The organism is Nostoc sp. CENA543 (genome assembly GCF_002896875.1).
GTDB lineage: Bacteria > Cyanobacteriota > Cyanobacteriia > Cyanobacteriales > Nostocaceae > Trichormus.
Map to the genome: position 1 here is coordinate 1,683,548 of NZ_CP023278.1, position 26,975 is coordinate 1,710,522.

General features: G+C 41.0%; 22 protein-coding genes. 9 read left to right on the plus strand and 13 right to left on the minus strand.

All coding sequences use genetic code 11. The annotated features are described in order from the left end of the window. Positions 1-21: 21 nt before the first annotated feature. On the minus strand, positions 22-1,842 hold the full coding sequence (modB, locus tag CLI64_RS07050; protein ID WP_103136541.1) for a molybdate ABC transporter permease subunit: 1,821 nt from the start codon (positions 1,840-1,842) through the stop codon (positions 22-24). Between the two features lie 459 nt (positions 1,843-2,301). Here modB and CLI64_RS07055 point away from each other — a divergent pair, with 459 nt between their 5' ends. After that, positions 2,302-2,607: an RNA-binding protein gene (locus tag CLI64_RS07055; protein WP_103136542.1), complete on the plus strand. Its 306-nt coding sequence runs from the start codon at positions 2,302-2,304 to the stop codon at positions 2,605-2,607. Positions 2,608-2,874: 267 nt separating this feature from the next. On the opposite strand, the gene CLI64_RS07060 is transcribed toward CLI64_RS07055, so the two are convergent. Together CLI64_RS07060 and CLI64_RS07065 are read right to left on the minus strand one after the other, a co-directional pair. Then, positions 2,875-3,207, minus strand: coding sequence for a DUF760 domain-containing protein (locus tag CLI64_RS07060; protein WP_103136543.1), 333 nt, complete (start codon positions 3,205-3,207; stop codon positions 2,875-2,877). A 248-nt stretch (positions 3,208-3,455) separates the two neighbouring features. Further along, positions 3,456-3,911 (minus strand): molybdopterin-binding protein, encoded by a 456-nt coding sequence (locus tag CLI64_RS07065; RefSeq protein WP_103136544.1) that lies wholly within the window; start codon positions 3,909-3,911, stop codon positions 3,456-3,458. Between the two features lie 100 nt (positions 3,912-4,011). Here CLI64_RS07065 and modA point away from each other — a divergent pair, with 100 nt between their 5' ends. After that, entirely contained in the window at positions 4,012-4,809 is a 798-nt protein-coding gene (gene modA / locus CLI64_RS07070) for a molybdate ABC transporter substrate-binding protein (protein ID WP_103140629.1), read from the plus strand. 151 nt (positions 4,810-4,960) lie between these two features. Then, positions 4,961-5,743 (plus strand): MBL fold metallo-hydrolase, encoded by a 783-nt coding sequence (locus tag CLI64_RS07075; RefSeq protein ID WP_103136545.1) that lies wholly within the window; start codon positions 4,961-4,963, stop codon positions 5,741-5,743. Here CLI64_RS07075 and CLI64_RS07080 read toward each other — a convergent pair. The 7 genes from CLI64_RS07080 to petN form a co-directional block, all read right to left on the minus strand. Next, complete coding sequence (locus CLI64_RS07080) at positions 5,740-6,693, minus strand: DUF4351 domain-containing protein (RefSeq protein WP_103136546.1); 954 nt, start codon at positions 6,691-6,693, stop codon at positions 5,740-5,742. The genes CLI64_RS07075 and CLI64_RS07080 overlap by 4 nt on opposite strands. Positions 6,694-6,869: 176 nt before the next feature. Further along, positions 6,870-9,473 carry an ATP-binding protein gene (locus CLI64_RS31495; protein ID WP_374703959.1) on the minus strand — a complete coding sequence of 868 codons (2,604 nt, stop codon included), beginning with the start codon at positions 9,471-9,473 and terminating at the stop codon, positions 6,870-6,872. A gap of 192 nt (positions 9,474-9,665) precedes the next feature. After that, complete coding sequence (locus tag CLI64_RS32140; RefSeq protein ID WP_192881690.1) at positions 9,666-10,574, minus strand: hypothetical protein; 909 nt, start codon at positions 10,572-10,574, stop codon at positions 9,666-9,668. A gap of 136 nt (positions 10,575-10,710) precedes the next feature. After that, positions 10,711-12,063 (minus strand): P-loop NTPase fold protein, encoded by a 1,353-nt coding sequence (locus CLI64_RS07090; protein ID WP_103136547.1) that lies wholly within the window; start codon positions 12,061-12,063, stop codon positions 10,711-10,713. Between the two features lie 253 nt (positions 12,064-12,316). Next, positions 12,317-14,335, minus strand: a complete 2,019-nt coding sequence (locus CLI64_RS07095) for a GAF domain-containing protein (protein ID WP_225977526.1) — start codon at positions 14,333-14,335, stop codon at positions 12,317-12,319. 275 nt (positions 14,336-14,610) lie between these two features. Continuing rightward, complete coding sequence (locus CLI64_RS31190) at positions 14,611-14,775, minus strand: hypothetical protein (RefSeq protein WP_192881692.1); 165 nt, start codon at positions 14,773-14,775, stop codon at positions 14,611-14,613. Between the two features lie 4 nt (positions 14,776-14,779). Next, positions 14,780-14,866 carry a cytochrome b6-f complex subunit PetN gene (petN, locus tag CLI64_RS07100; protein ID WP_103136549.1) on the minus strand — a complete coding sequence of 29 codons (87 nt, stop codon included), beginning with the start codon at positions 14,864-14,866 and terminating at the stop codon, positions 14,780-14,782. Between the two features lie 173 nt (positions 14,867-15,039). On the opposite strand from petN, the gene CLI64_RS07105 reads away from it, so the two are divergent. Next, positions 15,040-15,495 carry a hypothetical protein gene (locus CLI64_RS07105; protein ID WP_103136550.1) on the plus strand — a complete coding sequence of 152 codons (456 nt, stop codon included), beginning with the start codon at positions 15,040-15,042 and terminating at the stop codon, positions 15,493-15,495. A 142-nt stretch (positions 15,496-15,637) separates the two neighbouring features. Here the strand turns inward: CLI64_RS07105 and CLI64_RS07110 are convergent, their stop codons facing one another. Then, positions 15,638-16,336, minus strand: coding sequence for a YdcF family protein (locus CLI64_RS07110; RefSeq protein ID WP_103136551.1), 699 nt, complete (start codon positions 16,334-16,336; stop codon positions 15,638-15,640). A gap of 325 nt (positions 16,337-16,661) precedes the next feature. Here CLI64_RS07110 and ctpB point away from each other — a divergent pair, with 325 nt between their 5' ends. The 3 genes from ctpB to CLI64_RS07125 all read left to right on the plus strand — a co-directional run bounded on the left by ctpB (position 16,662) and on the right by CLI64_RS07125 (position 19,959). Next, entirely contained in the window at positions 16,662-17,999 is a 1,338-nt protein-coding gene (gene ctpB / locus CLI64_RS07115) for a carboxyl-terminal processing protease CtpB (protein WP_103136552.1), read from the plus strand. 229 nt (positions 18,000-18,228) lie between these two features. Continuing rightward, positions 18,229-19,206, plus strand: a complete 978-nt coding sequence (locus CLI64_RS07120; protein ID WP_103136553.1) for a glycosyltransferase family 2 protein — start codon at positions 18,229-18,231, stop codon at positions 19,204-19,206. A 57-nt stretch (positions 19,207-19,263) separates the two neighbouring features. After that, positions 19,264-19,959, plus strand: a complete 696-nt coding sequence (locus tag CLI64_RS07125) for a response regulator transcription factor (RefSeq protein WP_103136554.1) — start codon at positions 19,264-19,266, stop codon at positions 19,957-19,959. A 630-nt stretch (positions 19,960-20,589) separates the two neighbouring features. Here CLI64_RS07125 and CLI64_RS07130 read toward each other — a convergent pair. Next, on the minus strand, positions 20,590-20,871 hold the full coding sequence (locus tag CLI64_RS07130; protein WP_103136555.1) for an Npun_R1517 family heterocyst differentiation transcriptional regulator: 282 nt from the start codon (positions 20,869-20,871) through the stop codon (positions 20,590-20,592). A gap of 769 nt (positions 20,872-21,640) precedes the next feature. Here CLI64_RS07130 and CLI64_RS07135 point away from each other — a divergent pair. Both CLI64_RS07135 and CLI64_RS07140 read left to right on the plus strand, forming a co-directional pair. Beyond that, the gene (locus tag CLI64_RS07135; protein WP_103136556.1) at positions 21,641-21,991 is read left to right on the plus strand and encodes an NAD(P)H-quinone oxidoreductase subunit M; all 351 of its coding nucleotides are present in this window, start codon (positions 21,641-21,643) and stop codon (positions 21,989-21,991) included. A 1,460-nt stretch (positions 21,992-23,451) separates the two neighbouring features. Then, on the plus strand, positions 23,452-25,680 hold the full coding sequence (locus CLI64_RS07140; protein ID WP_103136557.1) for a PP2C family serine/threonine-protein phosphatase: 2,229 nt from the start codon (positions 23,452-23,454) through the stop codon (positions 25,678-25,680). Between the two features lie 147 nt (positions 25,681-25,827). Here CLI64_RS07140 and CLI64_RS07145 read toward each other — a convergent pair whose 3' ends face one another. Continuing rightward, entirely contained in the window at positions 25,828-26,685 is an 858-nt protein-coding gene (locus CLI64_RS07145) for a DUF4351 domain-containing protein (protein ID WP_103136558.1), read from the minus strand. Positions 26,686-26,975: the final 290 nt, after the last annotated feature.

A 26,975-nucleotide genomic window follows, 5' to 3' on the forward strand; every position in this document is an offset into this window, starting at 1 on the left:
TCATTACTCATTACTCATTACTCACCACTGTTCTGGTAACTTTTCCGACAATAAAATTAGGCTCAATGGCTCTAAACGCACATACCAAGGGAAAGGCTGATCTTTGATGAGTTCCCATTTCTCCTTAAAAACTTCTGCTTGCAGGTGGTAATCCTGTAAATCATTTACTGGAGAATTTAATTTTAGAAACAGTGTAACGCGATGGGGTGTTTCACTGGTTCTGGCTAACCAGCAAGGAAAAGTATTAGTCGCGGTTGGGTCTGGAGTAAATTTGAGATGATGGGCGCGAATACCAATATGGGTGATTTCTGTGGGAATTGGTGCAATTATCTGCAACTTACAACCCCAATCAACCGCTTCCACTTCCTGGGATGATTGCATAATCACCTGGGAAAAGTTTTTACAGCCAGTGATTTGGGCGACGCTAACAGTAGCAGGACGCTCGAAAATATCGTATTTAGAACCATGATGCACGACTTGACCATGTTCCATTACCAAGAGATGCGGACAAACGCGGTAAGCTTCTTCCATGTTGTGGGTGACAAATAAAGTCACACCTTGATATTGAGCTAAAGTTTCCGTCATTTGCTGTTCTAATTTGTTACGCAGATGTGTATCCAGTGCAGAAAAAGGTTCATCTAAGAGTAAAATCTCTGGTTGACTGGCTAAGGCTCTGGCTAAGGCGACTCGTTGTTGTTGTCCGCCGGAAAGTTGGTGCGGGTATCGTTCGCCTAATCCCTCTAACTGCATGGCGATGAGTAATTCTGCAATTTGTTGTCGTTCTTTCCCATTCGGTAGACCTTGCGGTAAACCAAACGCAATGTTTTCTACTACCGTCATATTTGGGAACAAAGCATAATTCTGCACTAAAAAACCGACTCGGCGATCGCGGCTAGGTAAATTAATTCCCTTTTCAGAATCGAATAAAACCCGACCATTTAAAACTATCCTGCCTCTAGTGGGTGTTTCAATCCCCGCAATACAGCGCAAAATCATACTTTTGCCTGCACCCGAACCCCCCAACAATCCCAAGGGCTGCTCATCGGTATTAAATGTCACCTTAAGGCTAAAACTGGGCAATCGTTTCTCAATATCTACAAACAATTTCACATCCGTCGCCACAGGTGACAAAACAGACATCTCACCTTTTTCTCTTCCTAGTTGTTTTGTCCCCTGATTTCTCTTATGCCTGACTTCTTGCCAAAAGTTAACCGTAATAATCCCCGACAGGGAAACGATCATAATAGCTATCGACCAAAACCAAGCCTCATTCGTTGCACCAGCTTCCACAGCAAAATAAATTGCCATTGGAATCGTCTGAGTTTGCCCAGGAATGTTACCAGCTAACATCAAAGTAGCACCGAACTCACCCAGCGCGCGGGCAAAAGCTAAAGATGTGGCTGCTAAAATCCCTGGAAACGCTAGGGGTAAACTGATGCGGCGAAAAATTGTCAATTCGCTTGCGCCCAAAGTTCTCGCTACCTGGAGGAGAGTACCATCAATCTGTTCAAAAGCACCCAGAGCAGTTTTATACATTAAGGGGAAAGAAACAACCGTCGCTGCGATCGCTGCCCCATACCAAGTAAACACTACACTGAAATCAAAAGATTGCATCAATTTACCCATAGGGCCATTCGCGCCAAAAAACAACAGCAACAAAAAGCCCACCACCGTAGGAGGTAAAATCAACGGGGCGACAAATATACCTTCAATCACAGATTTACCCTTGCCCCGATATCCCAACATCCAATATGCTGCGGCTATTCCTAAAACAAAGGTGATCAATGTCGCTAGTAACGACGTTTTCAGCGATATCCAAAGAGGTGAAAAATCCGATGGCATGATGATTTGCGGGAAAATTGAATGTGCAACTATTGACTTGATTGCTCTGCTACTTTTATGTGATTACTTAAAACTATACCAACTTTATAATTATAAAGTTGGTATATAATCACCAATTATGGCATTAACGCTCAGAGTCTCGCTGTTGAGAGAAAAATATATAGGTTGAATGACCTGAAGAGAAGTTAGCCTGGATAATACATTCTGTCTAAAATACTACCAACTAAAATATATTTAAGTATAAATAATTACAAAATAGTCCATCGAGCGTTCGTATATTTTTGTAACTTTTTCTCAAGATTTCACACAATGAGGAATTATATGTGTTACTATATGCTCTGAGAATTATATTCGGTTATAGTGTTTGTTTTTAGTATTGACAGGCTTTTTCCTTTTGGTATTTGCAGACTCTCTCCGAAATCTAAATCTCTGCAAACTGATGATTTTGGAGACATATAAATGTCGATTTACGTAGGCAATCTCTCTTACGAAGTTACACAAGATGCCCTCACTGCTGTTTTTGCAGAATATGGTGAAGTGAAACGAGTACAAATACCTACTGACCGTGAAACAGGTCGCCCACGAGGCTTTGCCTTTGTAGAAATGAATTCCGACACACAAGAAGCTGCTGCTATTGATGCCCTTGATGGTGCTGAATGGATGGGTCGTGATTTGAAAGTTAACAAAGCCAGACCCAAAGAAGACAGAGGCGGTTCATTTGGTGGAAATCGTGGCGGTGGTGGTTACAACCGCAACCGCTACTAAGACCAATAAGAAGCAGGGGAGAGGAAAGCAGGGAGCAGGGGAGAAAGCCATCCACAAAGGGTGAGGTTTGTACCTACAGTCACCTTTTCTCTCTGATTCCTACCTCTTAGCGAATAATATCTAGATGATTGAAGGAGATGCGATTTATCACATCTCCTTCAGTTTTTCGCTCACGTCTAATGTGAATTACAGATTTTTTGAAGTAATTGATGTACATCACGAGTAATGAGTGAGGAAATTTACTTATTACTCACTATTTATTACTCATTACTTGTCAACACTGGGAGGTAAACAAGCCTTTTCTAACTCCAGTCGTTGCTCTACATTACGCAAGAAATACCCATCTACCATTGCAGAGCCTAAAAGTTTACCCAACTCATCGCGACTGGTAGTAATAGTTGTATTGAATTTTCCCCCAGGTAAATTACCCAGAGTCGCTACAATAGAGCGTTGAATTAACTGAAGTACCTCTGGCGAAGCGGGTTTAGATAATTGGCTAACGGTTTGACTATCCATTGACTGCAAATAATCCCATAACCGATTTTGACTCATCACATCAGTTAGAGAATTTTCGGGCTGGCGATGGGAATCATTACTCATAGTAATTATCTCAAGTGCTGCTTAACTATCAACTAATTTAGCAATTTACTTTTACTCACCCAGTGCGCTTAACCGAACTCTGCCATAGGGGTTTTGACACTCATGGGAGTGGGGAGTGGTGAGTAATGAGTAATGAGTAATGAGTAATGAGTAATGAGTAATGAGTAATGAGTTGAGAAATAAATTCTACTTTGTCTACCTTGTCCCCATGCCCAATGCCCAATGCCCAATGCCCCATACCCCATGCCCTAATCCCTGGCAATCACAATATCATTAGACTTAATGACCGCATAAGCTTCTGCACCTTCCTCTAGTTCTAATTCTTCAGCTGACATTCTGGTGATGATGGAAGTCAGCTCGACTTTGTGGACAATTTCTAGAGTTACTTCGCTATTGACTGCACCTGTCACAACTTTTTTCACCACACCTTTAAGAATATTACGGGAGCTAACTTTTAGGGGCCTTTTGGGAAGATTAGGTTCTAAATCTAAGTTTTCAGATGTTTGCGTTGCTACTTTATCTACTTTATCTACCCCTTTGGTTGGTAATGATTTTGCTGCTGGGGGTTGCTGATGAAGACCGCGCACAAGTTCCCGCAGAATCTCAGTTTTAGTGCGCTGAGAATGCTGGCAGAATTCCTCTAGAATCTTGCGTTCTTCTTCTGATGTTTGAAAAGTGATCCATCCTTGTTCTTTTCTTGGCATAATGTTACCAATTTGGTTGGTAAATATCACGGTTATCTTTAAGTACGATCCGACCAAGCCTCAACTCTTGGAGAAGAATCCATCTCAGCCTGATTTTCCTATGAAACGAAGACAAATTCTTGCTTTTCTTGGTGCGGCGATCGCTAGTTGTTTGATAGCAGTTGGCTTGCCTTTTATGACACCCTCTCCTGTAGCAGCCCAATCTAATGTCAGTTTACTGGTATCTGCTGCGGCTAGTTTAAAAGATGCTCTAGAAGAAATTAAACCACTTTATCAAAAGAATAATCCTAATATCAACATCAGTTATAACTTTGGTGCATCTGGTGCGTTGCAGCAACAGATTGAACAGGGTGCGCCAGCAGACATTTTCATTTCGGCAGCGAAAAGACAAGTAGATGCTTTAGAACAGAAAGGATTATTACTGCCAGGTACAAGAGCGATCGTAGCAAAAAATCGCCTAGTCCTAGTTGTGCCGAAGGGAAAAACGGGCATCACTAGCTTTTTAAATTTTAGGAATCCTGAAATTAAGCGTATTGCTATTGGCGAACCCAGGAGTGTACCCGCAGGTCAGTATGCTGAACAAGTCTTGCAAAAGCTGAAATTATTGCCAGAAATCAAGCCGAAATTAGTATATGCCAACAACGTGCGTCAGGTTTTAGCGGTGGTAGAAAGTGGTAACGCTGATGCGGGGTTAGTCTATGCTACTGATGCCAAAATTTCCGACAAAGTAAAAGTTGTAGTGGCGGCAGATGAAAAATATCACTCAGCAATTACTTATCCCGCCGCAGTTGTGAAAAAGACAAAAAATCCTGATGCAGCGAGGAATTTTGTCACCTTTTTAACTACTGATGGCCAAGCAAAAGCTGTATTGAAAAAGTACGGGTTTATTTTGCCTTAGTAGGAGTGTAGGGGTGTAAGGGTGTAAGGGTGTAAGGGTGTAAGGGTGCAGGGGTGTAGAGAGATTTTACACAATGCCCTATGCCCTATTCCCCATGCCCCATGCCCCATAATGTCACAATGAAGATAGGTATTATCTGGAATCTGTGGCTATGTATTTAACTTGGTTAGATAGCAATAGTTGGTTGCTGGAAATTGGTCAACAAAATATATTGATAGACCCGTGGTTGGTTGGTTCGCTGACTTTTGCTAATTTGGATTGGCTATTTAAAGGGTTACGAAATCAAGAACGCTCTATTCCTGACCATATCGACTTAATTTTACTGTCTCAAGGTTTAGAAGACCACGCTCACCCACCGACGCTAAAACAGCTTGATAAACAGATTCCGGTGGTGGCTTCTCCGAATGCGGCGAAGGTGGTGCGGGAGTTGGGTTATACGAATGTGACTAGTTTGGCGCATGGGGAAAGTTACAAATTAAATCAGCAAGTGGAAATTACTGCTGTTCCTGGTTCTCCCATTGGGCCGACGTTGATAGAGAATGGTTATGTTCTTAAGGATTTGACCACGGATTTAAAGCTTTATTATGAGCCTCACGGCTATCATTCTCCACAGTTGAAACAGTTTGCACCCATAGATGTTATTGTTACACCTTTGATTGATTTGGCTTTACCTGTGGTGGGTGCGATTATTAGAGGTCAGCAAAAGGCAGTGGAGGTGGCAGAGTGGTTACAGCCGCAGGTGATGTTACCGACAGCTTCCCCTGGTGATGTGATGTATGAGGGATTACTGGTGAAGTTGCTTCAAATAGTGGGAAATACGGATGAGATCCGATCGCAGTTAGCCCAACGTCAACTCTCAACTCAAATTATTGAACCACGCCCAGGCGATCGCCTAGAGTTACCATTACAACAGCGTCAAGTGCAATCGCGCTAAGTTGGTTGATTTGCGTCTAGCCAAGCAAATAAATCAGCGATCGCACTAAAATCTAACAAAGCTTCTCCTAGTGCTTCCAGTTGTTCTAGCGTCAGAGTTTGAATACGTGCTTGAACTTCTGGGGGTAACTCTCCTACTCGTTTTTGTATTTGTCGTAGGACAAGTGTTTGCTCGCCTTCTTGTTTACCGCGTTCGTAGCCAATGCGCTCACCTGTTGTAATGTAACTCATGCTACGCTCCTGCTCAAATTGTTTAAACTCTTGCCAAAATTCTGCTTCCAAGTCTTTTGGTAAAATCATAACCCAATCGATAAAACGATAGAGATTACGAATATCTCTTTCTTGCAAACCTTGTTCATATAATCGCCGAATTAAGCTAAATTTCCAAGTTTTGCGTTCTCCTAGTTGTTTAGTGGTTTGCTGTGTCTTGAGATGCGCCATTACCACTGTTGCAAAGGGGTTATTGCTAGCGGCTAATTCTGCCCAGCGATTTTGATAGTCAAGTAGTTTGACTGTGCCAAATTTAAAGTCCAAACTACAGTCAGGATAATTATAACTGTATTGATTGGGTCGCCAATTTGAGTCAGTGTCACACAAAATTGCTAGACTGATGGCGGGTTGACCAAATTTGTCAAAGATTCGCAGGTTGTAACAAAACATTCTTTCGGCAAAGTTATCTTCTGGTTTGGCTTGAATTTCGACGTGAATTAATAGCCAAATTTCTTCTCCTTGTAGTAGCCAAACTTTAACCAATTTATCGGCGTATCTTCTTCCTAGTTCTGCTTCTCGTGCTATTTGTTGAAATTCTTTGTCGAGAAATTGGTGTGGGCGTTCCCAATTAATTAGGGCGGCTGTTTGGGGAAAGAAAAACTGCATCGCTTGAGGAAAGTATGCTTCTAAAATTTCTTTCCACGGTGAATCATTATCGGATCTTTGAGGTTCTTTCGTCATTAGTTGATTGGTAAATTTATGTTATTGATATTCATGTTAATTTGAATAATCACTTTGCTTTTAAGTGCTTACAGATATAATTTTATGTTTGCATCAATTTACGTCAATTATTTAATATATTGAATGATACATAAATAAATTATTTAGCAATTTACAAGCTGATTATTCACACTCTCCTATATTATTGGCAATGTAATTTTTACTGTCGTTCCTTGGTTTAAACCAGCACTATATAGAATTATAGTACCTCCCATAAGTTCAATTAAATGACGAGAAACCGCTAAACCCAACCCTGTACCTTGGTTTTTGGAGGTATTGGCATTATCCAGAATCACAAAGGGATGGAATAGTTTTTCCTGTTGAGATGGTTCAATTCCTAACCCTGTATCTGTGATAGTTATAATTACTTCATATTTATCAACACTTTGATGTAAAGATGTGGAGATGGTAATACTACCTTCATCTGTAAATTTAGTAGCATTATCAATAATATTTATCAATACTTGTTTTAGTTTTGCTTTATCTACCTTGACAAGAATAGTTTCAGTTTCTAAATTAGTCTTTAGCTGCAAACCTTTTTGCTGAATTTTAATTGAGCATAAATTGATAGATTCTAGTAGAACTATTTTCAAATCTGTTGTTTCTAACATTACAGATATTTTACTAATTTCAATTCTAGATATATCTAGGAAATCATTGATAAGTTTTAATAGATAAATAGACATTTCATCAGCTCGTTCAAGAAATTCGATTTCTTCTTCTCGACTATCACATAGGTCATCTTTAACTAGGCGTATGCAGTTGATGATAATGTTCATTGGATTTCGTAGCGCATGGAAAGTTGTAGCTAAGAATTGGCTTTGAGTTTGACTGGCTGTTTTGACTTCTTTCCAAGCTGTTTCTAGTTCTAAACTTCTCAATTCTCTTAATTTGAACTTTCCTTGCTGATGAATAAGGTTGGCTAAATAGTCATGCACTAGTTGATAGAGATCGGCTGATTTTTCCGGTAGTAAAACAACTAAACCTGATTTGACAAAAATCTCTAACACTAAATCAAGAGACGCTGGGTTTACCATCTCTACAAGCGATATCTCTACACCCAAACTCTGCAAATCCCGTTCTAATTCCACACGAGTCTTTAAAGGACGCGTCCCTTGTTCATCAGTCAGCAAAAACAGCACAAATTCCGCCAACTGCTGATGTTCTTCCCCGCAGTCATGAATAACTTCATTTAAATAATGCTGCACCAAGTCTTGTTTAGTGCCGAACTGCCGATATTTTTCTAAAGTAGTAATATTCTCAGCTTGCAACTGCGCTCCCACCACTTGCAATTCAATGGGGCGCACTTCGCCCAACTCTCCGGCTAAGTCCTCTACCAGTGCATCAACTAAAGCGGGTTCTAATTGAAAGCTAGTATTTGCAGTTAACCGTTCAATAATTGACTTCGCATCCTTGGGGGAGAAGTTACCCAACTTATAAAGCACACGATGACTGAGAATGTCATTACCAATAATCTGAAAGCTAGGTAAATCATTACATTCCAGCAAGTAATGGATGTAATCAACCCGCAAGGATAAGATAACTTTCGCTGATAGAATCTCTAGACACGACCCCAGAAACTCAAAGAACTGCTTACGTTGTGCAGGTTCGGTGTAAACAAAGAAAAATTCCTCAAATTGATCAAAAACTAGCACCGTGCGGAGGTTGTGTTGTTCTTTTTCGCGCAATAAGTCGAGGAGGGAATTTAGAAACAGGGGAGCAGAGGAGCAGGGGAGCAGGGGAGAAGGGAAAGAATTAGGGTTTGAGTGAGAGTTTTCTGGATCTGAAGCTGAAGGTTGAGCCTCTGAGGTCGAAACTTGAGCCTCAGAGGTCGATGTTTGAGCCTCAGAACTCGAAAGTTGAGCCTCTGAGGTCGAAGCGTGAGCCTCTGAGGTTGAAAGTTGAGCCTCTGAGGTCGAAGGTTGAGCCTTTGAGGTCGAAGGTTGAGCCTCTGAGGTCGAAGCGTGAGCTTCTGAACTCGAAAGTTGAACCTCCGAACCCGAACTGTCAACCTCTGAACTCGAAACGTCAACATTCCCAGTCCCCAATCCCAACAATTGCCCCAACTCCTTCTCCCAATTGGTATAAACCCGCATAACGATGACTAAGTTATCTTTGCCGCGAATTGATTGTTGTTGCAAGGCTGGGACTAAACCCGCATTCACTAGCGAACTTTTACCAACTCCAGATTGACCGTGAATAACTATTAATTTATATTCATCATCATTGAGGCGTTCAAGCAATCTTTCTACATCTAATTGACGACCGGAGGCTGAAATTTCTGGGGATATATTAGACGTTGTCTGTAACGTCTCTAGCAATGTTTGTCGTCTAGCTTCTAATCTCCCTGCGCCAACAAAAGCCCTTAAGCCAAATTGTTGTTCTATCGAGCGTCGTTGCTGTTTAATGTTGTAAGCTTTGAGATATGCTTTCCGTTCTTTCTGTTCAAAATAAAATTCCTGTAATTGATTGAGAATTTTAATATAAAGTCGGATATCTTCTTGGGGATTTGCCCCGTCTTTGGCAGTTTCTAAGATACTAATTGCTTCTTGAGTATTACCCAAATTATATTGAGCGCGACTCAAGATAAATTTATATAAGTTTAAGTCGTAAGTTTGAACAGATTTGAATAATCTATTATCTAAAGAAGTCTGGGGAATTGTGGGGATGATTGCTAATGCTTGTTTAACTAAGTCTATTGCTTGTTGCCAGTTTGATTCAGCTAAAGCTACTTCCGCCAAAAATCCATAATCTCTGGCGATTTCTCTTTGCTGATTATTATTTTGATGAAGAGATAGAGCTTGTTGAGCAAAGGTTTTTAATTGTTCCCAAAGGTTTAATTCTTGGAGAACATCACCAATTTTTTCTATAGAATTAGCAATGATATTTGGGCGGTTAATTTGAGTGATTAGTTGAATATACTCGTCAATATATTACTGTGTCGCCTGCCAAGTTGGATGTTTTTTATCTTGTTGTTTAATTGCTTCGAGATAAGCACAAAAGGTTTTTTCTCCCAGAATCTTTACTTGCCATTCTAGGTTATTGTTTTGCTGCCACAGGGTTAAAGCTGTGTGATAATGCTGAATGGCGGCATCTTTTTTATTGTTGATTTGATTGGTTAAACCTAATAATGATTCTATATAAGCATTAAGTTCGGAGGATTGACCTAACCCCCTAACCCCCTTCCCTAGTAGGGAAGGGGGAATAAGATAAGCCTCTCTCCTTTTAGGGGAGAGGTTTGGAGAGGGGTTTTCTTGTGAAGGGTCGAGGGAATCACCTATTAGTTCTTTTTTGGCTGCTGTTAATTCAGTCGCTAATTTCCGATATTCATAGAAATTTAAATTAAGTTGATTATTAAACCATTGATGAGCAGTGTTGATAATAAAATCTATTAATTCTTGGCTGTTAATTTCAAAGCTTTTCGTAATTGCCCAACTTTCTAAATCTGGTGCAATTTGCATGAATTGTTGATAGATGGCATCATCAATCCACACTACCAAAGGGAAATTAAAATGCTGCCGAAATTCTTCTCTCACTTGATTCGCAGCAGTTAACATCTGGGATAAATTCTGCACAGTCTCTAAGCCGACAACCATCACACAGCCAGAGATGTTTTCGCCAAAGGTTTCTTGAATGGCGGAGAACAAAGTCCTATGAGACTGCTGGACTACCAAAACTTGAATGTCAACTTGGCAAATTTCCCGCAATCTGGAAATCAAGCGATCGCGCAATTGACTATAATTACACCGTGCCAAAATCAGCTTGAACTGTCCGACGCTATTTTCAATAGCCCAAGCCAATTGTATAAGAGAGCGATCGCTATTTTCTTGGTTATTAGTCATGAGTCAATAGTCATTAGTCAATAGTCAACAGTCATTACTCATTACTCATTACTTATTACTTATTACTCCTTAGTTTTTCTTCCCCTGTCTCCCTTGTCTCCCCTGTCTCCCTTGTCCCCCCCACACCCCTACACCCCTACTCATTCAACTCCCTCGCCTCAGCCAAAATTGGGTTAACATCAAACCACGACTCGCCGCTATCTCGATATTCAAACACAAAGCGACTGCGGATTAATTTTTGATATCCGTCATCGTCGCTGACTCTTTTATTCCGCTTGACATCCCTTAACAATTGCCATTCTGACTGGGAAATCGGTAACATCATTTCATTGCGGCGAGAACGTATCACTTGTTCTAAAGTTTTGCGGCTGAGGGGAAGTGACATTTCTTCCATAATCCAGCTATTCAACAGCCTCAGCAAGTCCCGCACATGACCACCACTCATGATACATAAACGCTCTAGGGTGCTAACGCTGTCAAAAATCTCGGTAATCTTTTCTGTGCGTGCTGCTGGTTCTAAGTCGGGAAAGGCTCTGGCTAATACCATCTGTTGCATTAACCCCATCCCCTCTTGATGGATACTGCCATCAGGATACACTACAGACACCATCGGTAAGACTTTGGGGTCTTCGTGAAATCGCTGGGTTAATGTGCCGTAATCATTGGAAAACTTCAGGGACAGGGGCATGGTGTAAACTAGGTGACAATCCAGCTTGGTGAGATATTCACCTTGGTCTACAAATAAATATTCCTGTTGTGGTCTTCCCCAAGGTTTGGGACTATTATCTATGCGGTCGAGGTTATCGACAATGACGACGAGTCCTTGTTTTCCTTGCTGCTTGAGTTTATTAATAGCTGGCTGCAATAATTCTTGATTAATAGCGTCTAATAGCTGAATTTTCTGCGGTGCAAGATATTGATTGATTTTCTCCCGGAGTTTAGGATCGCTTTTAATCTTGGTGGTGATTTCGCCAATACCCATAGATAGGGAGAGTTTTTCCTTCTCCGCACTAAAACCCACATCACCCACTACGGGAACTTTCGCTTTAACTCCCGTCACCTCAGCGTTAAGCAAGTTCAACGCGCCTTGCAACAGAGCATTAAATTTGTTGGTATCTTCCAAGATAATTTTATCGAGACTTTGACTAATGCGGCGTGCGATCGCCAGCAGCACATCAGCAATACCCACATCGGTAATTTCTAAGTCATCGGTAGACTCAAAATACACCACATGAAAGCCTAACCTTTCTAATTCTGCCTGTAGTCTAATCAGTTCGGTAGATTTCCCACAGCCAATATGTCCGGTAAATAATGTGCAAGTAGGTTCATCCGGCTGAAAAAAGGTGATTCTTTTTTTGAGAGTTTGAATAATGTCCCCACCACGCACCGATGAGAAATCAATATAAAACTTACTATCTAAGCTATTGTTAATGAACAGAGTCCGGCTAGGGTCTGTTGCTTTAAAGAATGCCCGTAAATCTATAGCCATAAATCTGGTAATCAAGCTGACATTGCCACTTTGTACAAGCTTGATTACCAGAATAAAATTTTTTACACCCTGTTCCTAAAATTTTCCAGTTTTTCTTAGAATTTAGCCAATTATCCAAAATCAAGCAACAGATGCAACACTGAAATCGTAGGTAAAAGCTTTAGAGACTTCCAGAGAATCAACTATCCAATTTATCTGCTTCACAACACTGTCTTTCACCTGCTCCCTGATCATTAAGGTGATTTTATATTTTTTAACTCACCATAACGGAAGGCTGCATAGGAATTTCTATGCAAAACTCACACCCCTGTCCAGGAATACAATTAAAACTCAGTTGTCCTTCGTGTTCTTCAACAATAATTTTGTAGCTAATAGATAGCCCTAATCCTGTACCTTTTCCTGGTGGCTTCGTCGTAAAAAATGGTTCAAAAATCCGCCCTTGAAAATTCTCTGGAATACCACAGCCATTGTCAGCAATAGTAATCATAATTTTCTGGTTATCATTTAACTTTGTTGAGATCACAATTTTGGGTTCGACAATAAATTTACCTAAGTTTGTGGACTCTTCTAAAGCATCAATGGCATTATTGAGCAAATTCATAAACACTTGATTAATCTGCGCTGCATAACAAAATACTTTAGGTAATTTGCTATATTTCCTAATCACTTTGATGGCTGGCAGATTATGTTTTGCTTGTAGCCGATGTTGTAAGATTAGCAGCGTACTTTCAATGCCTTCATGCAGGTCAATAGGCTTCATATCTGCTTCGTCTAATCGAGCGAAAGTCCTCAGTGATAAAACTAACTGAGCAATTCGCTCTGCGCCTATCCTCATAGATTTAATAATTCTTGGTAGGTCATCAGCAATATAATCAAAATCTAATTCTGTTAACTCTTCTTGAACTTCTTTGCATGGATTTGGGTAATTTTTTTGGTAAACAGAGATCAATTTTAATAAGCTATCTGCGTGTTCCTTAATATGGCTAATATTGCCGTAGATGAAATTAATTGGATTATTAATTTCATGGGCAACTCCTGCTACTAGTTGTCCCAAACTTGCCATTTTTTCAGCTTGAACTAGCTGGCTTTGAGTTGCTTGTAATTCTTTGAGGGCTTGGCTAATTTCTTCCTTTTGGCGTTGAGTTTCTGCGAGTAATTCTGCTTGTTGTAAAGCTACACCCAATTGAGTACCGACTTGAGTGAGTAAATACACTTCATCTTCTTGCCAAAATCGAGTGCCTGAGTTTTGATAAACTGCCAACAAACCCCACAGTCTTTGACCGTGGTAAATAGCAATAATCACATAGGCTCTAGCCTGATAAATTTCTAATACATTGAGATAGCAATCACTAAAGCCAGCGTTGTAAATATCATAACAAACGCGATAAACTTCACCTTTGCTAAACCGACCACCTTGTGTATCTTGTAAATAACTATCGACAACAGGAGCCTGAGCTAAATCTTTAGCACTACAGCTACTGACATTATCTTTGAGTTCTGGTCTTTGTAATTGTTCATCTATGAGGGAAATCCAGCCTTCTGCTACAGATTCATAGACAAATTCCCCACTCCAATCTTCATTAAAGCGATAGATAGCAACACGATCAGCATTGATTAATTTTCTGATTTCTGTAGTGCTAGTACGGAAAATTGTTTCTAAATCAAGGGACTGACGAATTTTTTCAATGGCGATCGCGATCGTCTTTTGCCATTCTATGGCTTTTTCTTGGGCTTTGGCCTGTGCTAGTTGTGTTGATTGACTGTGAACTTGTTCTATATATTCTGCTTGCTGTAAAGCTAACCCCAAATGTTCAGCGATTAATTTCACAAACTCGATTTCTGAAGTATTCCATTTTCGTTCAGCACGGCACCGACAAATACATAATAATCCCCACAAATCCCTACCCTTCATTAAAGGCGCAGCCAGATTTTCACAGGCTAGCAAATTCTCTCGCATCTGAATTTGATAGTGACTGACACCAGAATGAGAAATATCAGCGATGGCGTTAATTGCACCTTGTTGATCAAGTTGAGCAAATTCCTTGATTAAATCACAACTGTCTGATTCTGCTATTGATGGATAACTCAACTTCTGATCCACATCTTCATAGACAAATTCGCCTTCCCATCCCAAACCAGGATAAAACCGAAACACCCCAACCCTATCGGTGTTAAGTGATTGACGCACTTCCGTCACCGTAAACTTGAATATGCTATCTATGTCCAAAGACTCACGAATTTGGGCTATTACTTTAGACAAAGCTTCATTCATACTCTCTCGGTAATTTTTACATTGAGTCATAATTCTAGAATTCCCCAAAGCACCCAAGTATCTAACATGGAATTGTGGATTTTGATTGTTTAACCTCTTGATTAAAAAGTGAGGGACACGATAAACCAATACCGTGTCCCTACGAGAATATTCTTGAAAAAACTGCGTTGTGTTAATGCTTTAGTCAAGCATGGCAGTGATTAAACTACCATCTACAGTATAGGAAAAGACTACAAAATAAGCATTTTTGACAGTTGCCTTTTCCTCATAGAGAATCATCGCCGTTTGGGGGTACTGCGTCGCAAGTCGCGTTTTTCGTTATCTCGCAGACGGCGATCGCGCCATTCTGCCAATGTCAAATAACCAACACCGCCAGTGACTGCTAGTAACAGCACCAAGGCAACTAAGGCCAAAATACCCAGGAATGGATTTTCTACCATGCCTCTACAGTCCGTTACGACCCCATACTACCATTGCAATTGACCAAGTAAACACAACTAACAGTGATACCCAACCCAATGTCAAAATCATAGTTTTACTTTGGAAATTATTTACAAAACGTCTCTAATATTTATCATACTGGGGACTAGGAATTTTAGATTTTGGATTTTGGATTTTAGATTGATGGATTGACACTCAATCTGAAATCCACTCATTGAATTGCCCATTCCCCAATCCCTAATCCCTAATAATTAATTCAGATTATGAACCGAATTTTAGATCAGCAATACCTTGCAGAACGTTTAGAATCCCTGAAAGCCGGAATTATTGGGGCTTTTTCTTTAAGTTTTGCTTTTTTAATAACTAGTCTTGTCAATACCTTAGTGCTAGCCAAGTCTTTTCCTATACTCGTAAGTCTGCAAAGAGAATTAAACTGGTATTGGTTATTGAGTGGTGCGATCGCCGCTTTTTCTGGTTTACTATTCGGAGTCACTTACCGCTACATCATCCGCACCGATCAAAATCCGCACTTAAGTTCTGGTGGTGTGCTAGCCTTTGGTTTAGTGCGAGGCTTAAGTCAAACGGAAGCATTCAACACCCACACCCACCTTTTAGCCTTCGTAGTTTTAGTAGGTGAGAGTATATTATGGTTTGCGATCGCCGCGATCGCGATTGACACCGCAATTAAATTTGCTTGGTTAAAGCCTTTTGGTCAATAGTCATTAGTCATTAGTCAATAGTCATTAGTCATTAGTCATTAGTCATTAGTCATTAGTCATTAGTTGTTCTCCTCTGCTTCCCACACTCCCCACACTTCCCACACTCCCCACACTCCCCAATCCCCATGCCCAAAATCTTCGGCTATACACCTAAATTCCCTTGGCGTTCACACTTAAAACCCTGATTTCGCCAAGCTTGTATATCTACATCACTCAACTGAGTGATGTTAGAACATTGGGGATGAATAAATTGACTCAAAATAGCCCACAGTATACTACGTATAACATCTAGTGCGGTTTTTAACCAAGATTCACGATTGCCGGGGACACCAACTTCTTCCACCGCTTCAACTTCTACCCATATGCCGTGCGAGCCAAAAAGAATTTGTGACATCCATTGGGCGCGGGGTAAGTGGGTAGGAGAGGTAATCAGTTTGACTTTGTTTACTCCCCATTTCCGTAAAATTGGGATTCCGTAATAAAAATTGTCAAATGTAGAATTAGCACATTTTTCTAACCACACGTTTTCTAAATCTGCGGCTTCTCTTTGAAAAATTAGCCATATACAAGGGTCTTTAGAACCTTGGGAAATTAAAATAGGAATCTGTGGATTTTGTTTTGCTATTTGGGCAATATAAATTTCACGGCGAATGCTGCCACCCAGGACAAAAAAGGCATCGGCTGGTTTTGTGGAAGCGACAACTAGGTTAGTAGCTATAATAATTAACCAAATCCCCAGTAACAAGCATAGAGCTAAACCAAGTTTTTGTAGCAACGGCAACTGTTTGCGGAATTTACTACCCTGGATAATCGAGGAATTCTTGCTAAAGTTGTGTCTCATGTTATTAGGACAAAACAACTGATTAACTTAGTTGAAAAAAACCGGCATTTTTAACGATGAAATGCTATCTTAGGAAATTAATATAGGGTGTAAATAAGACGGTTATATAACTGTCACACTATTGTCACAAAGTTAAATTAGATTAGCAAACAAGGTAAAAAAGTCCACTCACAAGTTTTCACAAAATCAAGGCAAGATCCTAGCATGATTCAGAGGGGAAAATTATGAGGGAAGCGTAGCTGCAAGTTGAGTATAAAAACTTAAGAAACTTCTAAAAGCCTGATTGCTAAACTGTCAACACCACCGTAAATTCCTGCTGATATACATGAATCAATCTGCGAAACGTCACTCGCTGCTCCAAGTAGCTCTGATTGGAGGAGCGATCGCCACAACTGCCACAGTATCCGTATTTGGCCCTGCTTGGACTCGGAGTGTTCGTGCTGCACTCCAAGATAGTCCTAAAGCATTGGTTGACCAAGTATGGCAAATAGTCAATAGCGAATATGTTGACGGCACATTTAATCAAAAAAACTGGCTAGCAGCAAGGCAAAGTCTATTAAGCAAAGACTACTCATCGAAAGAAGAGGCGTATATAGCCATTCGGGAAGCTTTACAACAGCTAAACGATCCATACACTCGGTTTATGACTCCCTCTCAGTTTGAAGCCTTAACCAATCAAACCTCTGGGGAAGTCTCTGGGATCGGCATTCGGATGGAAATTAACGAAAGCACCAAGCGATTGACTATTGTCGAAGCCATAGAAAATTCCCCAGCATTGAAAGCCGGCATTAAACCAGGGGATGAAATTTTGGCAATTGATGGCAACTCTACTCAGTCTATGAAAATAGATGATGCCTCCAAACTAATTCGCGGTAAGGCTGGCAGCAAAATTACCCTGCGTCTAGGACGTAGCGGCCGTAGTGCTTTTGATGTGCAGTTGACAAGAGCCACCATCGAAGTTCCAACCGTTTTTTCCTCCGTCAAGCAAGAAGGCAACCGTCGTATCGGTTATATTCGGTTACGTGAATTTAGCTCCCATGCAGCTGAACAAATGCAACGAGCGATTCGCGATTTAAACGGTAAAAAAGTTGATGCCTTTGTCTTAGATTTACGTGGTAATCCAGGCGGATTATTACAAGCTAGCATTGAAATTGCCCGGATGTGGTTAGATGATGGCGGGATTGTACGTACAGTCAACCGCAAAGGCATGAATGAAGATACAAAAGCTAACCGCACCGCTTTAACAAAACTACCTTTAGCCGTATTAGTAGACGGAAATTCCGCCAGTGCTAGCGAAATTCTCACAGGCGCGCTCAAGGATAATAAACGCGCAGTGGTAGTTGGTAGTCAAACTTTCGGTAAAGCCTTGGTGCAGTCTGTCCATGAATTATCAGATGGTTCTGGGTTAGCTGTCACTATCGCCCACTACTACACCCCCAATGGCACAGATATCAACCATAAAGGGATTACACCAGATATTAAATTAGACCTGACAGAAGCTCAAGAACGTTTACTAGCTTCTAATCCTAATTTAATTGGTACACCAAACGATCCTCAATACAGTCGAGCGATCGCCATTTTATCTACTAATAGCTTTGCCCAATCTTCCGGCAATCAGACACCCCGGCCTTTAAGTGTCCGCGCCCAAGACTTACAATATTAAACATCCGTACATTGACGATTTATTTATCAGGTGTTGTTCTTCAAATATCAGCAATTTTTTCATTTCTACCCTTAGAGTCTTAACCAGCTCCTCACAAGACCGTTATATGATGGTGAATCGGGAATACTAAGTCAGGGACTGGGGATTAGGGACTAGGGATGGGTTAAACACATCTTTAATTCCTCCCCCTACAACCCTATACCCCTATACCCCCATACCCTTATTCATCATGAATGATCAAAAACTTGATGCAACCACCGCTACCAGCTTTTTGCCAATGGTTTCGGTGGTTGTTCCTATTTATAATGGTGAAGCAGATTTACCAGATTTAATGAATTGTCTGGTGTCTCAAATCTACCCACCAGACAAAGTAGAGTACCTAATAGTAGATAATAATAGTCGCGATCGCACCTTAGACGCTCTCAAAACCACCGCACTCCATAGCCTAATTACCATTCGCCCCTTGAGTGAAAACCAAATACAAAGTTCGTATGCGGCTCGTAATCAAGGAATTCGGGCGGCTGTGGGCGAAATTATCGCCTTCACCGATGCTGATTGCCGTCCCCAACCCCAATGGCTCACATCACTAATTCAGCCTTTTGTCAACCAAGATGTGGTAATTGTGGCAGGGGAAATTACAGCACTGCCAGGTACAACGCTTTTAGAAGAACACGCAGAACGCCAAGCCACTCTTTCGCAAAAACACACCCTGGCTCATCCCTTTTGTCCTTACGGTCAAACTGCTAACTTAGCAATACGTCGGAGTGTTTTCGCCCAATCAGGTTTATTTCGTCCCTATCTCACCACAGGCGGAGATGCAGACATTTGCTGGCGAATTTTGCGAGCCAATCTTGGTAAGTTAGAATTTGCCCCAGACGCAATTGTACAGCACCGCCACCGGATGACACTCCCAGAATTAGCTAGTCAATGGCGACGCTACGGGCGTTCTAATCGTTATTTACATGAACTACATGGCATAGACCTCATGCCAGATACGAAAATTAAGGATATTAGTTACCGTTTAGTGCGGTGGTTGCTCAAAGACTTGCCCAAAAATAGTGTGAGAGCGATCGCAGGTCAAGCCACGCTGGTAGATTTATTAGATACTCCGTTGAGCTTATACACTGCCAGACAAAGAACAATGGGACAACGAAACGCCCAGTTACCAGAAGCAGCTAAAACAATTGCGTGGCTAGAGGAAATTTGAATTTTAGATCAAGGATTCGCTAAATTGGAGACAGGTAGACCATAAGGAAATGTTTCGATGTCAGCACAATTATTACTGGTAGATGATGAACCTGGGTTACGGGAAGCTGTGAAAGAATATTTGCAAGAAAGCGGTTTCGCCGTTCAAGTCGCCAGTAATGCCCGTGAAGGCTGGGATTTGATGCAGCAAAATACGCCTGATTTGGTCATTTCTGACATTATGATGCCCCAAGTTGATGGCTATCAATTTCTCAAGCAATTGCGAGAAGACCCCCGCTTTCAATCCCTACCTGTGGTATTTTTAACAGCAAAAGGCATGACTAGCGATCGCATCCAAGGTTATCAAGCTGGTGTTGATGCCTATCTTCCTAAGCCCTTCGACCCCGATGAACTAATCGCCATTGTAGAGAACTTACTGGCTCGCCGCACCGCCAAACCGCAAATGCTCGGTGAAGACAGCGAAACCCCTGATATTGCCGAATTAGCTCATCAAATTGCCCAAATTAAAGCTTTATTGACCCAAAAAAGTGCAATTTCTCAGTCTCCAGCCCCCTTCAAAATCGACCTGACACCCAGAGAACAAAGCGTTTTAAACTTGGTTGCAGAGGGATTGATGAACAAAGAAATCGCCCGTCGTTTAGAAACAAGCGTGCGAAATGTCGAAAAATATGTGAGTCGCTTATTTAGTAAGACGGGTACCAACAGCCGTACAGAGTTAGTTCGTTTTGCTTTAGAACATGGACTAGCTAATTAAGATTTTGTAGCTTTCGATTCCCGTGGGGTACTTTGAATTGATATTACCCCTCCTATAGTCCTCTGCTGGCAGTAGAGGACTATAGGAGGGGTATAGTTATATTTATTTCGACAATCTAAAAGTTGGTGCAATTAGCCTTAACCTATTCACCCTATTTTTAGATGTTAGGGACTTCCAGAAAATAAATTATCCCATTGGAAATCCCTATCAACCCACCTAATTACTGAGTTCAAAAACTACATTCAGTGCAATCTGAAATAATAGATTATTGCTGATATGTTACTTGACTAAATTAATACCTACACAATGAAGTAAAACCCTGGTTGGATAAATTAACTTGAGCTGCTCATCTTCCAAAACTATGACACCGACTGGAAGTTAAGTATGTTTGCATTATTCAGCACTAAATCATCTACTTAGTGCCAACGTTAAAATTCACTTGTAGATGCTCAATTTAGTTTTTTTTCAAGCTGAAGTTGAAGTTTATAGTCTAGGAATTGAATTATACAATTACTAGCTTACCCACTGAGAGCAAATAGACAAATTTACTCAATTTAAACAAGTTAAAACTGCCTAACCATCCTGTTTCATTTTTAGTTTCACACTACTCCTATTGCCGTTGGATTTTCATTACGGAGTATTATCAACAGCATTACGCAAACGCATGAGTTGGCGACGCATTTGTGGTGAAGCTTTAAATTCCGTCACTTCCTGCGCTTTTACAGATGCTTGTAGCATCTCTAAGAAATCGTCAGAGCCTTCTGTTAAAGCATCTAGCAACACTTGCAGCAGTTGTTCGCGATCGCCTAATAAACTTTTCTCTTCAATCAGGCGAAACTTTAGATGTATTTCGCAATCATAAACCCCTACTTCGATATTATTTATCTGACGTGGTAATGCTTTCGAGTTCATAGTTTTGAGGATTCCTGTACTTGGTGGTTACGAGGCAGACAGCGATATCTCCAGACAAAGTTCTTTATATTTTTTTGAATCCACTCTGCTGACATTAAGAATGTTTTTTCAATTCATAGCATTTATATTCCATTGCACTCTCCTGTGTGTTTTGAGACAGACTCTCAGGGTTTATCTTGCCATCTATCTGTTGCCGATGCTTTTCAAGCAAGCCATAACTATTATTCAGTTTTTGAGATTCTATACAATAAAGTTTCTGTAAGAAGTTGTTCTAGCTTTTTAAAGCTTTTTACATCAACTTTATTTTTAAGTCAATAACAGTTTGAGTTTTTACTGAACTTTTCGTGTTTACACGTAAGTAAATTCGCTAGTTTTTAGAGATTTAATTAGAGCTAGAGAGATTTTTATCGTGGCTACGTAAAATTACTTGATGTACGTTTTTTTCAGCATAAAATTCGGGAAAGCAAAATAAACATTTTTATCAAGAGTAAAATCTTGGTTTTCAACAATAGCATAGACTACCAGCTACATTAACCTGAATTTCTTCACTTGAGTTTATAAAGATAGGGATTGGGGACTGGGGACTGGGGATTAGGAATTGGGCATCAAATGAAAGTAACAATGGTCTTCTCTTTTACATTTCACCTTTTACCCTTTGCCTTTTGCCTTCCCAGTTCTCAATCCCCAATCCCCAGTCCCTTTATTTGTCGCAGGTGTAGCGTCTACAATGATTTCAGTATAATCAACCTAAAATCCTACATCTTCATCTATGGACAACCCAACGCTGCTTAAGTCTACAACCCGGCACATACGCATTTTTGCAGCAGAAATTGACCGGGCAGGCGAAATGATTCCCAGTAATCAAGTCTTAACATTGGATGTTGACCCAGACAACGAGTTCAACTGGAATGAAGATGCTTTGCAAAAGGTTTATCGTAAATTTGATGAACTGGTGGAAGCCTCTAGCGGTGCAGACCTGACAGACTACAACTTACGTCGGATTGGTTCTGACTTAGAACATTATTTGCGATCGCTCCTACAATCAGGAGAAATCAGCTACAATCTCTCTGCACGAGTGACTAACTACAGTATGGGTCTTCCCCAAGTGGCTGTTGATTAACCTTGATTTTTTCGCTCATAGGGAATAGAAACCAATAACAGCGCATTCTCGGCGCATAGGCTTCGGCAGTTGCTATAAATCGGTCAAACCGCCCAAAGCACTGCCTTCCCAACCTACGCCACTAGGGACTCCCAGCTACAAAAATAGCCTATCGCTTTTTAGGCAAGGGGGCAGGGGGCAGGGGAGATATAGAAAATATCAGCTAGGTAAAATGAATAATTTATTTTATAGGAACAAGTTAGGTTTTAACCCGGACTTGCGTCCAAAAATCCTTGTTCCCCTAGCCTGCGGCACTCGTAGAGAAGGTAGGTACAAACCCCAACGCCAGTTCTCTCAAGTCCTGAAATCCGCCCACGCCACTCCCCCTTGTGGGTGGCTGTCTTTAATTTTGAATTTTGTAGGCGTAAGCCTTCCCGTAGGGTATTTTGAATTTTGAATTGATTCATGGGAGTCCACTAAGTTAAATTCTGATAGTAGATTCCGATACAAAAATTTGCTCATAAAATCGCAATAATACTTCTACTATCCAAGACGACTGACTCTCATTTCGTCTTCGCATAAAGCATGGGCTGTAATTTTGAGGTTGCTTAACTATTTTTCCGAAGCAATTCTTAACATTAAAAAGTTAAATTTTGTAAAAAGTTTAGTTATTCGGTTGCACTTAATACTTGATGGGATTTTCTGGGTGGTAAAACTCAACCAAAATGATTGTAATTACATCACTAAGAGATGATTTAGCCAAATTACTGATGATAAGATATACCAAGTTGCAGGACAATTTGACACCAGGTTGGAATATCTTGGATTTCGTCGAGTAATCTTAAGATTCTTAATGAAAGTTTATCCCTAGATAACCAAGCCTCAACTATAGAGGATGCCTGTTTTAGCGGTAATAGCTAGTTACAAAGTAACACCCTACTACTCAAAATAGCACACTATAGTGATTATGCTGAACTTATGGAGTAGATTAAGTTGTTTTATTAGCATCAGACTGATACAGGAATTAGGAAAATCAAGGGATAGGAGTTGAGGAGGATTCCAAAAGCTTTTACCCCATGCTATTAACCTTTTGCACCCTCTACTAGCGAAAAGTCTTTTGTAGGCAAGTCCTGTAATCGGGAGTCATGGAAAAATAGAAGCTATGATGAGGCCGTATGGTTGACAAAAAAGTCTAATCTTGGCATAGGTTGTAAATTAAGTATTACTATTTTCTAGTAACTTAAGTTGCGTCAGTTAAAGGGTGATGCTTGGTGATGGGTAACGGGTAATTCGGTAAATCAATTTTCCTAATTACCGACTAGCAATTACCAAACCTCAAAACCATGTCTTCCGTAATTGAGTAACTTGGGTTAGTAGCTACTAGCTAAAATCATCATTCCTAGTTGGATACGTCCAATTCAAGAGAAATGAGCGGTTTAGATTGTTGAACAAATTGCCAATCGCTGATCGGTGCGAACACTATGGAAAATGATGCGGCAACGCTCCACTGTCCAATTTGTCAGGCTGAGAACCCCCTGACTAATAAGTTTTGCCAGCAATGCTCCACACCCTTACCTCAACGTTATTTGTGGGTGGTTGGAGACGTTTCAGGTGTAGGTTCTCCGGGAGACTTATTAGCCGATCGCTATTTAATCATTAATCCGTCCGTTGTTTTAGATACCCATCCTGGTTTACCACCACAAGTACCAGACTTAGACAACATCCAAGCGATTAGACCTTATCTGAGGCTAATTCCTTATCGTTTAAATGTTCCGCAAATTTACGGAGTAGTCCACCTCCCACCAGGCCACAGTCCTAATGAGTTGTTGCTGTTGGAAAAACCGCCATTGGTAGTTGATGGTGCAGAACCGAAAATCAGTTTGTGTAGTAAATTGATAGACGCTTGGCAAAATGCCACATCCATGCGCCAACTGAATTGGTTATGGCAAATAGCCCAGCTATGGCAACCTTTAAAGAGTGAAGGTGTAGTCTCTAGCCTGCTGGATACCGATTTATTACGGGTGGAAGGCTCATTAATTAAGCTATTAGAATTGCGCTTTGATCCAACTCAACCGCCAGAATTAGTCCAATTAGGTGAGTTTTGGCAGCAATTAGGAAAAACTGCCAAACCTGCGATCGCGGAATTTGTAGAACAAATCAGCAACTTATTAATCGCTGGGGAAATCAACACACCAGAATTACTAATTGCCGTTTTAGACCAAGGATTAAGAGACTTAGGACAAACTCAAAACTCTAGTATCCACATCATCACCAAAACCGATACTGGCCCCAGACGAGAAAGAAATGAAGACGCTTGTTATCCATCTAGTGGCACAATCGTTAATAAACCACCTCATACAGCCTTAGCCATTGTTTGCGATGGCATTGGAGGACACGAAGGTGGCAATGTCGCCTCTAATTTAGCTATCGATACCATTCAGCAGCAAGTGCAGGAATTAACCAGGCTACCTGCTGATCATGTAGATCCGGCACTAGTGTTAGCCGATTTAGAAAAAGCAGTAGCGATCGCCAACGACAAAATCAGCCAGCGCAATGATAGTGAACATCGCCAAGGTAGAAAACGTATGGGAACTACCTTGGTCATGGCATTACCCCTGGGTCATGAAATGTATATTACCCATGTGGGTGACAGTCGGGCTTACTGGATTACACCCCAAGGTTGTTATCAAGTCACCCTAGATGATGATGTCGCCTCACGGGAAGTCAGATTAGGCTACGCCATTTATCGGGAAGCAGTGCAGCAAAGTGGTGCAGGTTCTCTCGTCCAGGCCTTGGGGATGAGTCCTAGTAGTTCCTTACATCCCACAGCCCAAAGATTTATTTGCGACGAAGATACAGTATTTTTGCTGACCTCCGACGGCTTGAGTGATTTTGACAGGGTAGAAGAATACTGGGAAAAAGAAATCCTGCCCATTCTCAATGGCGGCAAGAATCTAACCGATGTCGCTAATCGCTTAATAGAACTGGCTAACACTAAAAATGGTCATGACAACGTCACCATTGCCTTAGTCCACTATCAAGTTAAATACACTGAACCATCTGTCAAGATTCAAGCAGTCATACCTGATAGTACCGCCATACCAACGGCGGCTGCGGTAGTCAGACCTGCCCCAGCCACACCACAACCCACTAATCTGGGACAACCTACAAAAGTCCTGCGAAAAAAATCACCCACAAAAATCAGCAATTTACCCTTAACGATTATCGTGCCGTTATTATTGGCACTTGCCGTGGGTTCCTTGACATTTTGGATTACTTCCTCAATTCGCGCCAGATTTGTCAGTAATCCCTCAAATCCTATTCCAGCCACCAATTTACCAGCAACTACCGAACAACCAGAAATACCCCAGAGGCGATCGCTTGATAATCTCGCTCCTGGATGGGTAATTAGAACCAAGCAGGCTATTCCCTTAGCAAATAATACGCGCCTCCAGCCTGACACCTTTTTAAAAGTTGATAATAGAGAAAATGACAGCGTTTCTTTGCGACGGTGTCCAGTTAAAACACTACCCCCAGAAGTAGCAAAATTATTTGCAGCACCAATCAAACTCGAATACTCAAAATTGCAAGGATTGGAGAAGGAAGGGACACTGGAAGTATTACAAGCTAATTCTGATAATCCCTGCGAATCCCCCATCTCAGATAATTTACCTTCTGCGCCAAATACCCCTGGTAATCTCAATCAGTAGCTATGTTTTTCGGCATAAGTGGATTGGGTTTCCTTACGTCAACCCAACTACAATGTATTTGTAACATCTAAGGCTTGCCACGCCAGTAGGGTGTGTCAGTATGGATAATTTCTGGGTGTAGTTAGGTTTTTTTTACACTGACGCACCCTACTCAACTCTTAATTTATTCAACCAAGCTTCTAAATCTGTAATGCTCTGAAAATCTAACAAAGCTTCCCCCAGATTTTCCAAATCTTCTAAACCGAGAGTCTCCACTCGTCCTAATAATGTTAAAGATAATTGTCCCACACGGCGAGTGAGAAGTCGGAGAATAAGCGATCGCCCTTCTGCTAGTCTTCCCCGTTGTTCTCCCCGTTGTTCTCCCCGTTGTTCTCCTTCAGCAAGAATTTCTTGATAAATCGCTGACTCGCGCATCATATCCTCCCGAAATATTTGTCGAATCAAGCCTTTGTCATATTTTAACCCGGCAAAGATTTGAGTATAAGCTGAGATGGTGGCTTTTTGCTCTCGTTCAATTTGATTGACTCGTGCTGCTACTTGTTGTAACAAGGCTTGTGGTTGGGTAGTAGCTGTTAAAGGTGCTAGTGGTAATAAAGCTGGGTTCTCTAGAAATATTTGCGGATCTTCTTCCCACATCTGAATGACTCGATATTCATGGCGGGTGTTTTCTACATGAAATACGGTTTCAATGACTGTATCGGGTGCGGGAGGAAGTAAGAGTACAATGACTTGGGTGATGGGTAGACGATATAGACGATATAATCTCACCCAATAATCGAGCATCCGCAGGGGTAGTGGTGGGTTGGATTCGAGTCTGGTTTGAAATTCTAAATGCAGGATGCGGTTTTCCAGTTGTAGAAATGTGAGGTAATCGGCTCGGATTGGTTCGATACTCAATTCGGTTTTGAGGATGGTGGCACTGGGTTGTGGTGTTCCTATTACCCAACTGGCGAAGGTGGCGGGATGTTTTTCTGAGAGGAGTTTACACAGGTTATCGAAGGACATTGATGATTGTGGATAATCTCATAGACTATTGTGATTATCTCGCGGTTTTGGATGGCGATCGCTTGATAATCTCTCTCCTGGATAGGTAATTAAAATCAACAAGACAATTCCTTTAGCAAATAATACGCGCCTCCAGCCTGACTCCTTAAAGCCAAGTGATTCTAGTGCCAGACAAACAAATAATCGGTAAACTGGTAAAAACCTGAAATAATACAGATAATAAATACACTTACAATTTATAAGATAGAAATTTTCTTACGGGAAAATTTTTGGTAGAAATTATCTGTGTT

What these genes read in the sequence shown, in the direction of transcription:
- modB (WP_103136541.1), bottom strand. Translation starts at nt 1,842, where the DNA reads ATGCCATCGGATTTTTCACCTCTTTGGATATCGCTGAAAACGTCGTTA.
- CLI64_RS07055 (WP_103136542.1), top strand. Translation starts at nt 2,302, where the DNA reads ATGTCGATTTACGTAGGCAATCTCTCTTACGAAGTTACACAAGATGCC.
- CLI64_RS07060 (WP_103136543.1), bottom strand. Translation starts at nt 3,207, where the DNA reads ATGAGTAATGATTCCCATCGCCAGCCCGAAAATTCTCTAACTGATGTG.
- CLI64_RS07065 (WP_103136544.1), bottom strand. Translation starts at nt 3,911, where the DNA reads ATGCCAAGAAAAGAACAAGGATGGATCACTTTTCAAACATCAGAAGAA.
- modA (WP_103140629.1), top strand. Translation starts at nt 4,012, where the DNA reads ATGAAACGAAGACAAATTCTTGCTTTTCTTGGTGCGGCGATCGCTAGT.
- CLI64_RS07075 (WP_103136545.1), top strand. Translation starts at nt 4,961, where the DNA reads ATGTATTTAACTTGGTTAGATAGCAATAGTTGGTTGCTGGAAATTGGT.
- CLI64_RS07080 (WP_103136546.1), bottom strand. Translation starts at nt 6,693, where the DNA reads ATGACGAAAGAACCTCAAAGATCCGATAATGATTCACCGTGGAAAGAA.
- CLI64_RS32140 (WP_192881690.1), bottom strand. Translation starts at nt 10,574, where the DNA reads ATGACTAATAACCAAGAAAATAGCGATCGCTCTCTTATACAATTGGCT.
- CLI64_RS07090 (WP_103136547.1), bottom strand. Translation starts at nt 12,063, where the DNA reads ATGGCTATAGATTTACGGGCATTCTTTAAAGCAACAGACCCTAGCCGG.
- CLI64_RS07095 (WP_225977526.1), bottom strand. Translation starts at nt 14,335, where the DNA reads ATGAATGAAGCTTTGTCTAAAGTAATAGCCCAAATTCGTGAGTCTTTG.
- CLI64_RS31190 (WP_192881692.1), bottom strand. Translation starts at nt 14,775, where the DNA reads ATGGTAGAAAATCCATTCCTGGGTATTTTGGCCTTAGTTGCCTTGGTG.
- petN (WP_103136549.1), bottom strand. Translation starts at nt 14,866, where the DNA reads ATGATTTTGACATTGGGTTGGGTATCACTGTTAGTTGTGTTTACTTGG.
- CLI64_RS07105 (WP_103136550.1), top strand. Translation starts at nt 15,040, where the DNA reads ATGAACCGAATTTTAGATCAGCAATACCTTGCAGAACGTTTAGAATCC.
- CLI64_RS07110 (WP_103136551.1), bottom strand. Translation starts at nt 16,336, where the DNA reads ATGAGACACAACTTTAGCAAGAATTCCTCGATTATCCAGGGTAGTAAA.
- ctpB (WP_103136552.1), top strand. Translation starts at nt 16,662, where the DNA reads ATGAATCAATCTGCGAAACGTCACTCGCTGCTCCAAGTAGCTCTGATT.
- CLI64_RS07120 (WP_103136553.1), top strand. Translation starts at nt 18,229, where the DNA reads ATGAATGATCAAAAACTTGATGCAACCACCGCTACCAGCTTTTTGCCA.
- CLI64_RS07125 (WP_103136554.1), top strand. Translation starts at nt 19,264, where the DNA reads ATGTCAGCACAATTATTACTGGTAGATGATGAACCTGGGTTACGGGAA.
- CLI64_RS07130 (WP_103136555.1), bottom strand. Translation starts at nt 20,871, where the DNA reads ATGAACTCGAAAGCATTACCACGTCAGATAAATAATATCGAAGTAGGG.
- CLI64_RS07135 (WP_103136556.1), top strand. Translation starts at nt 21,641, where the DNA reads ATGGACAACCCAACGCTGCTTAAGTCTACAACCCGGCACATACGCATT.
- CLI64_RS07140 (WP_103136557.1), top strand. Translation starts at nt 23,452, where the DNA reads ATGGAAAATGATGCGGCAACGCTCCACTGTCCAATTTGTCAGGCTGAG.
- CLI64_RS07145 (WP_103136558.1), bottom strand. Translation starts at nt 26,685, where the DNA reads ATGTCCTTCGATAACCTGTGTAAACTCCTCTCAGAAAAACATCCCGCC.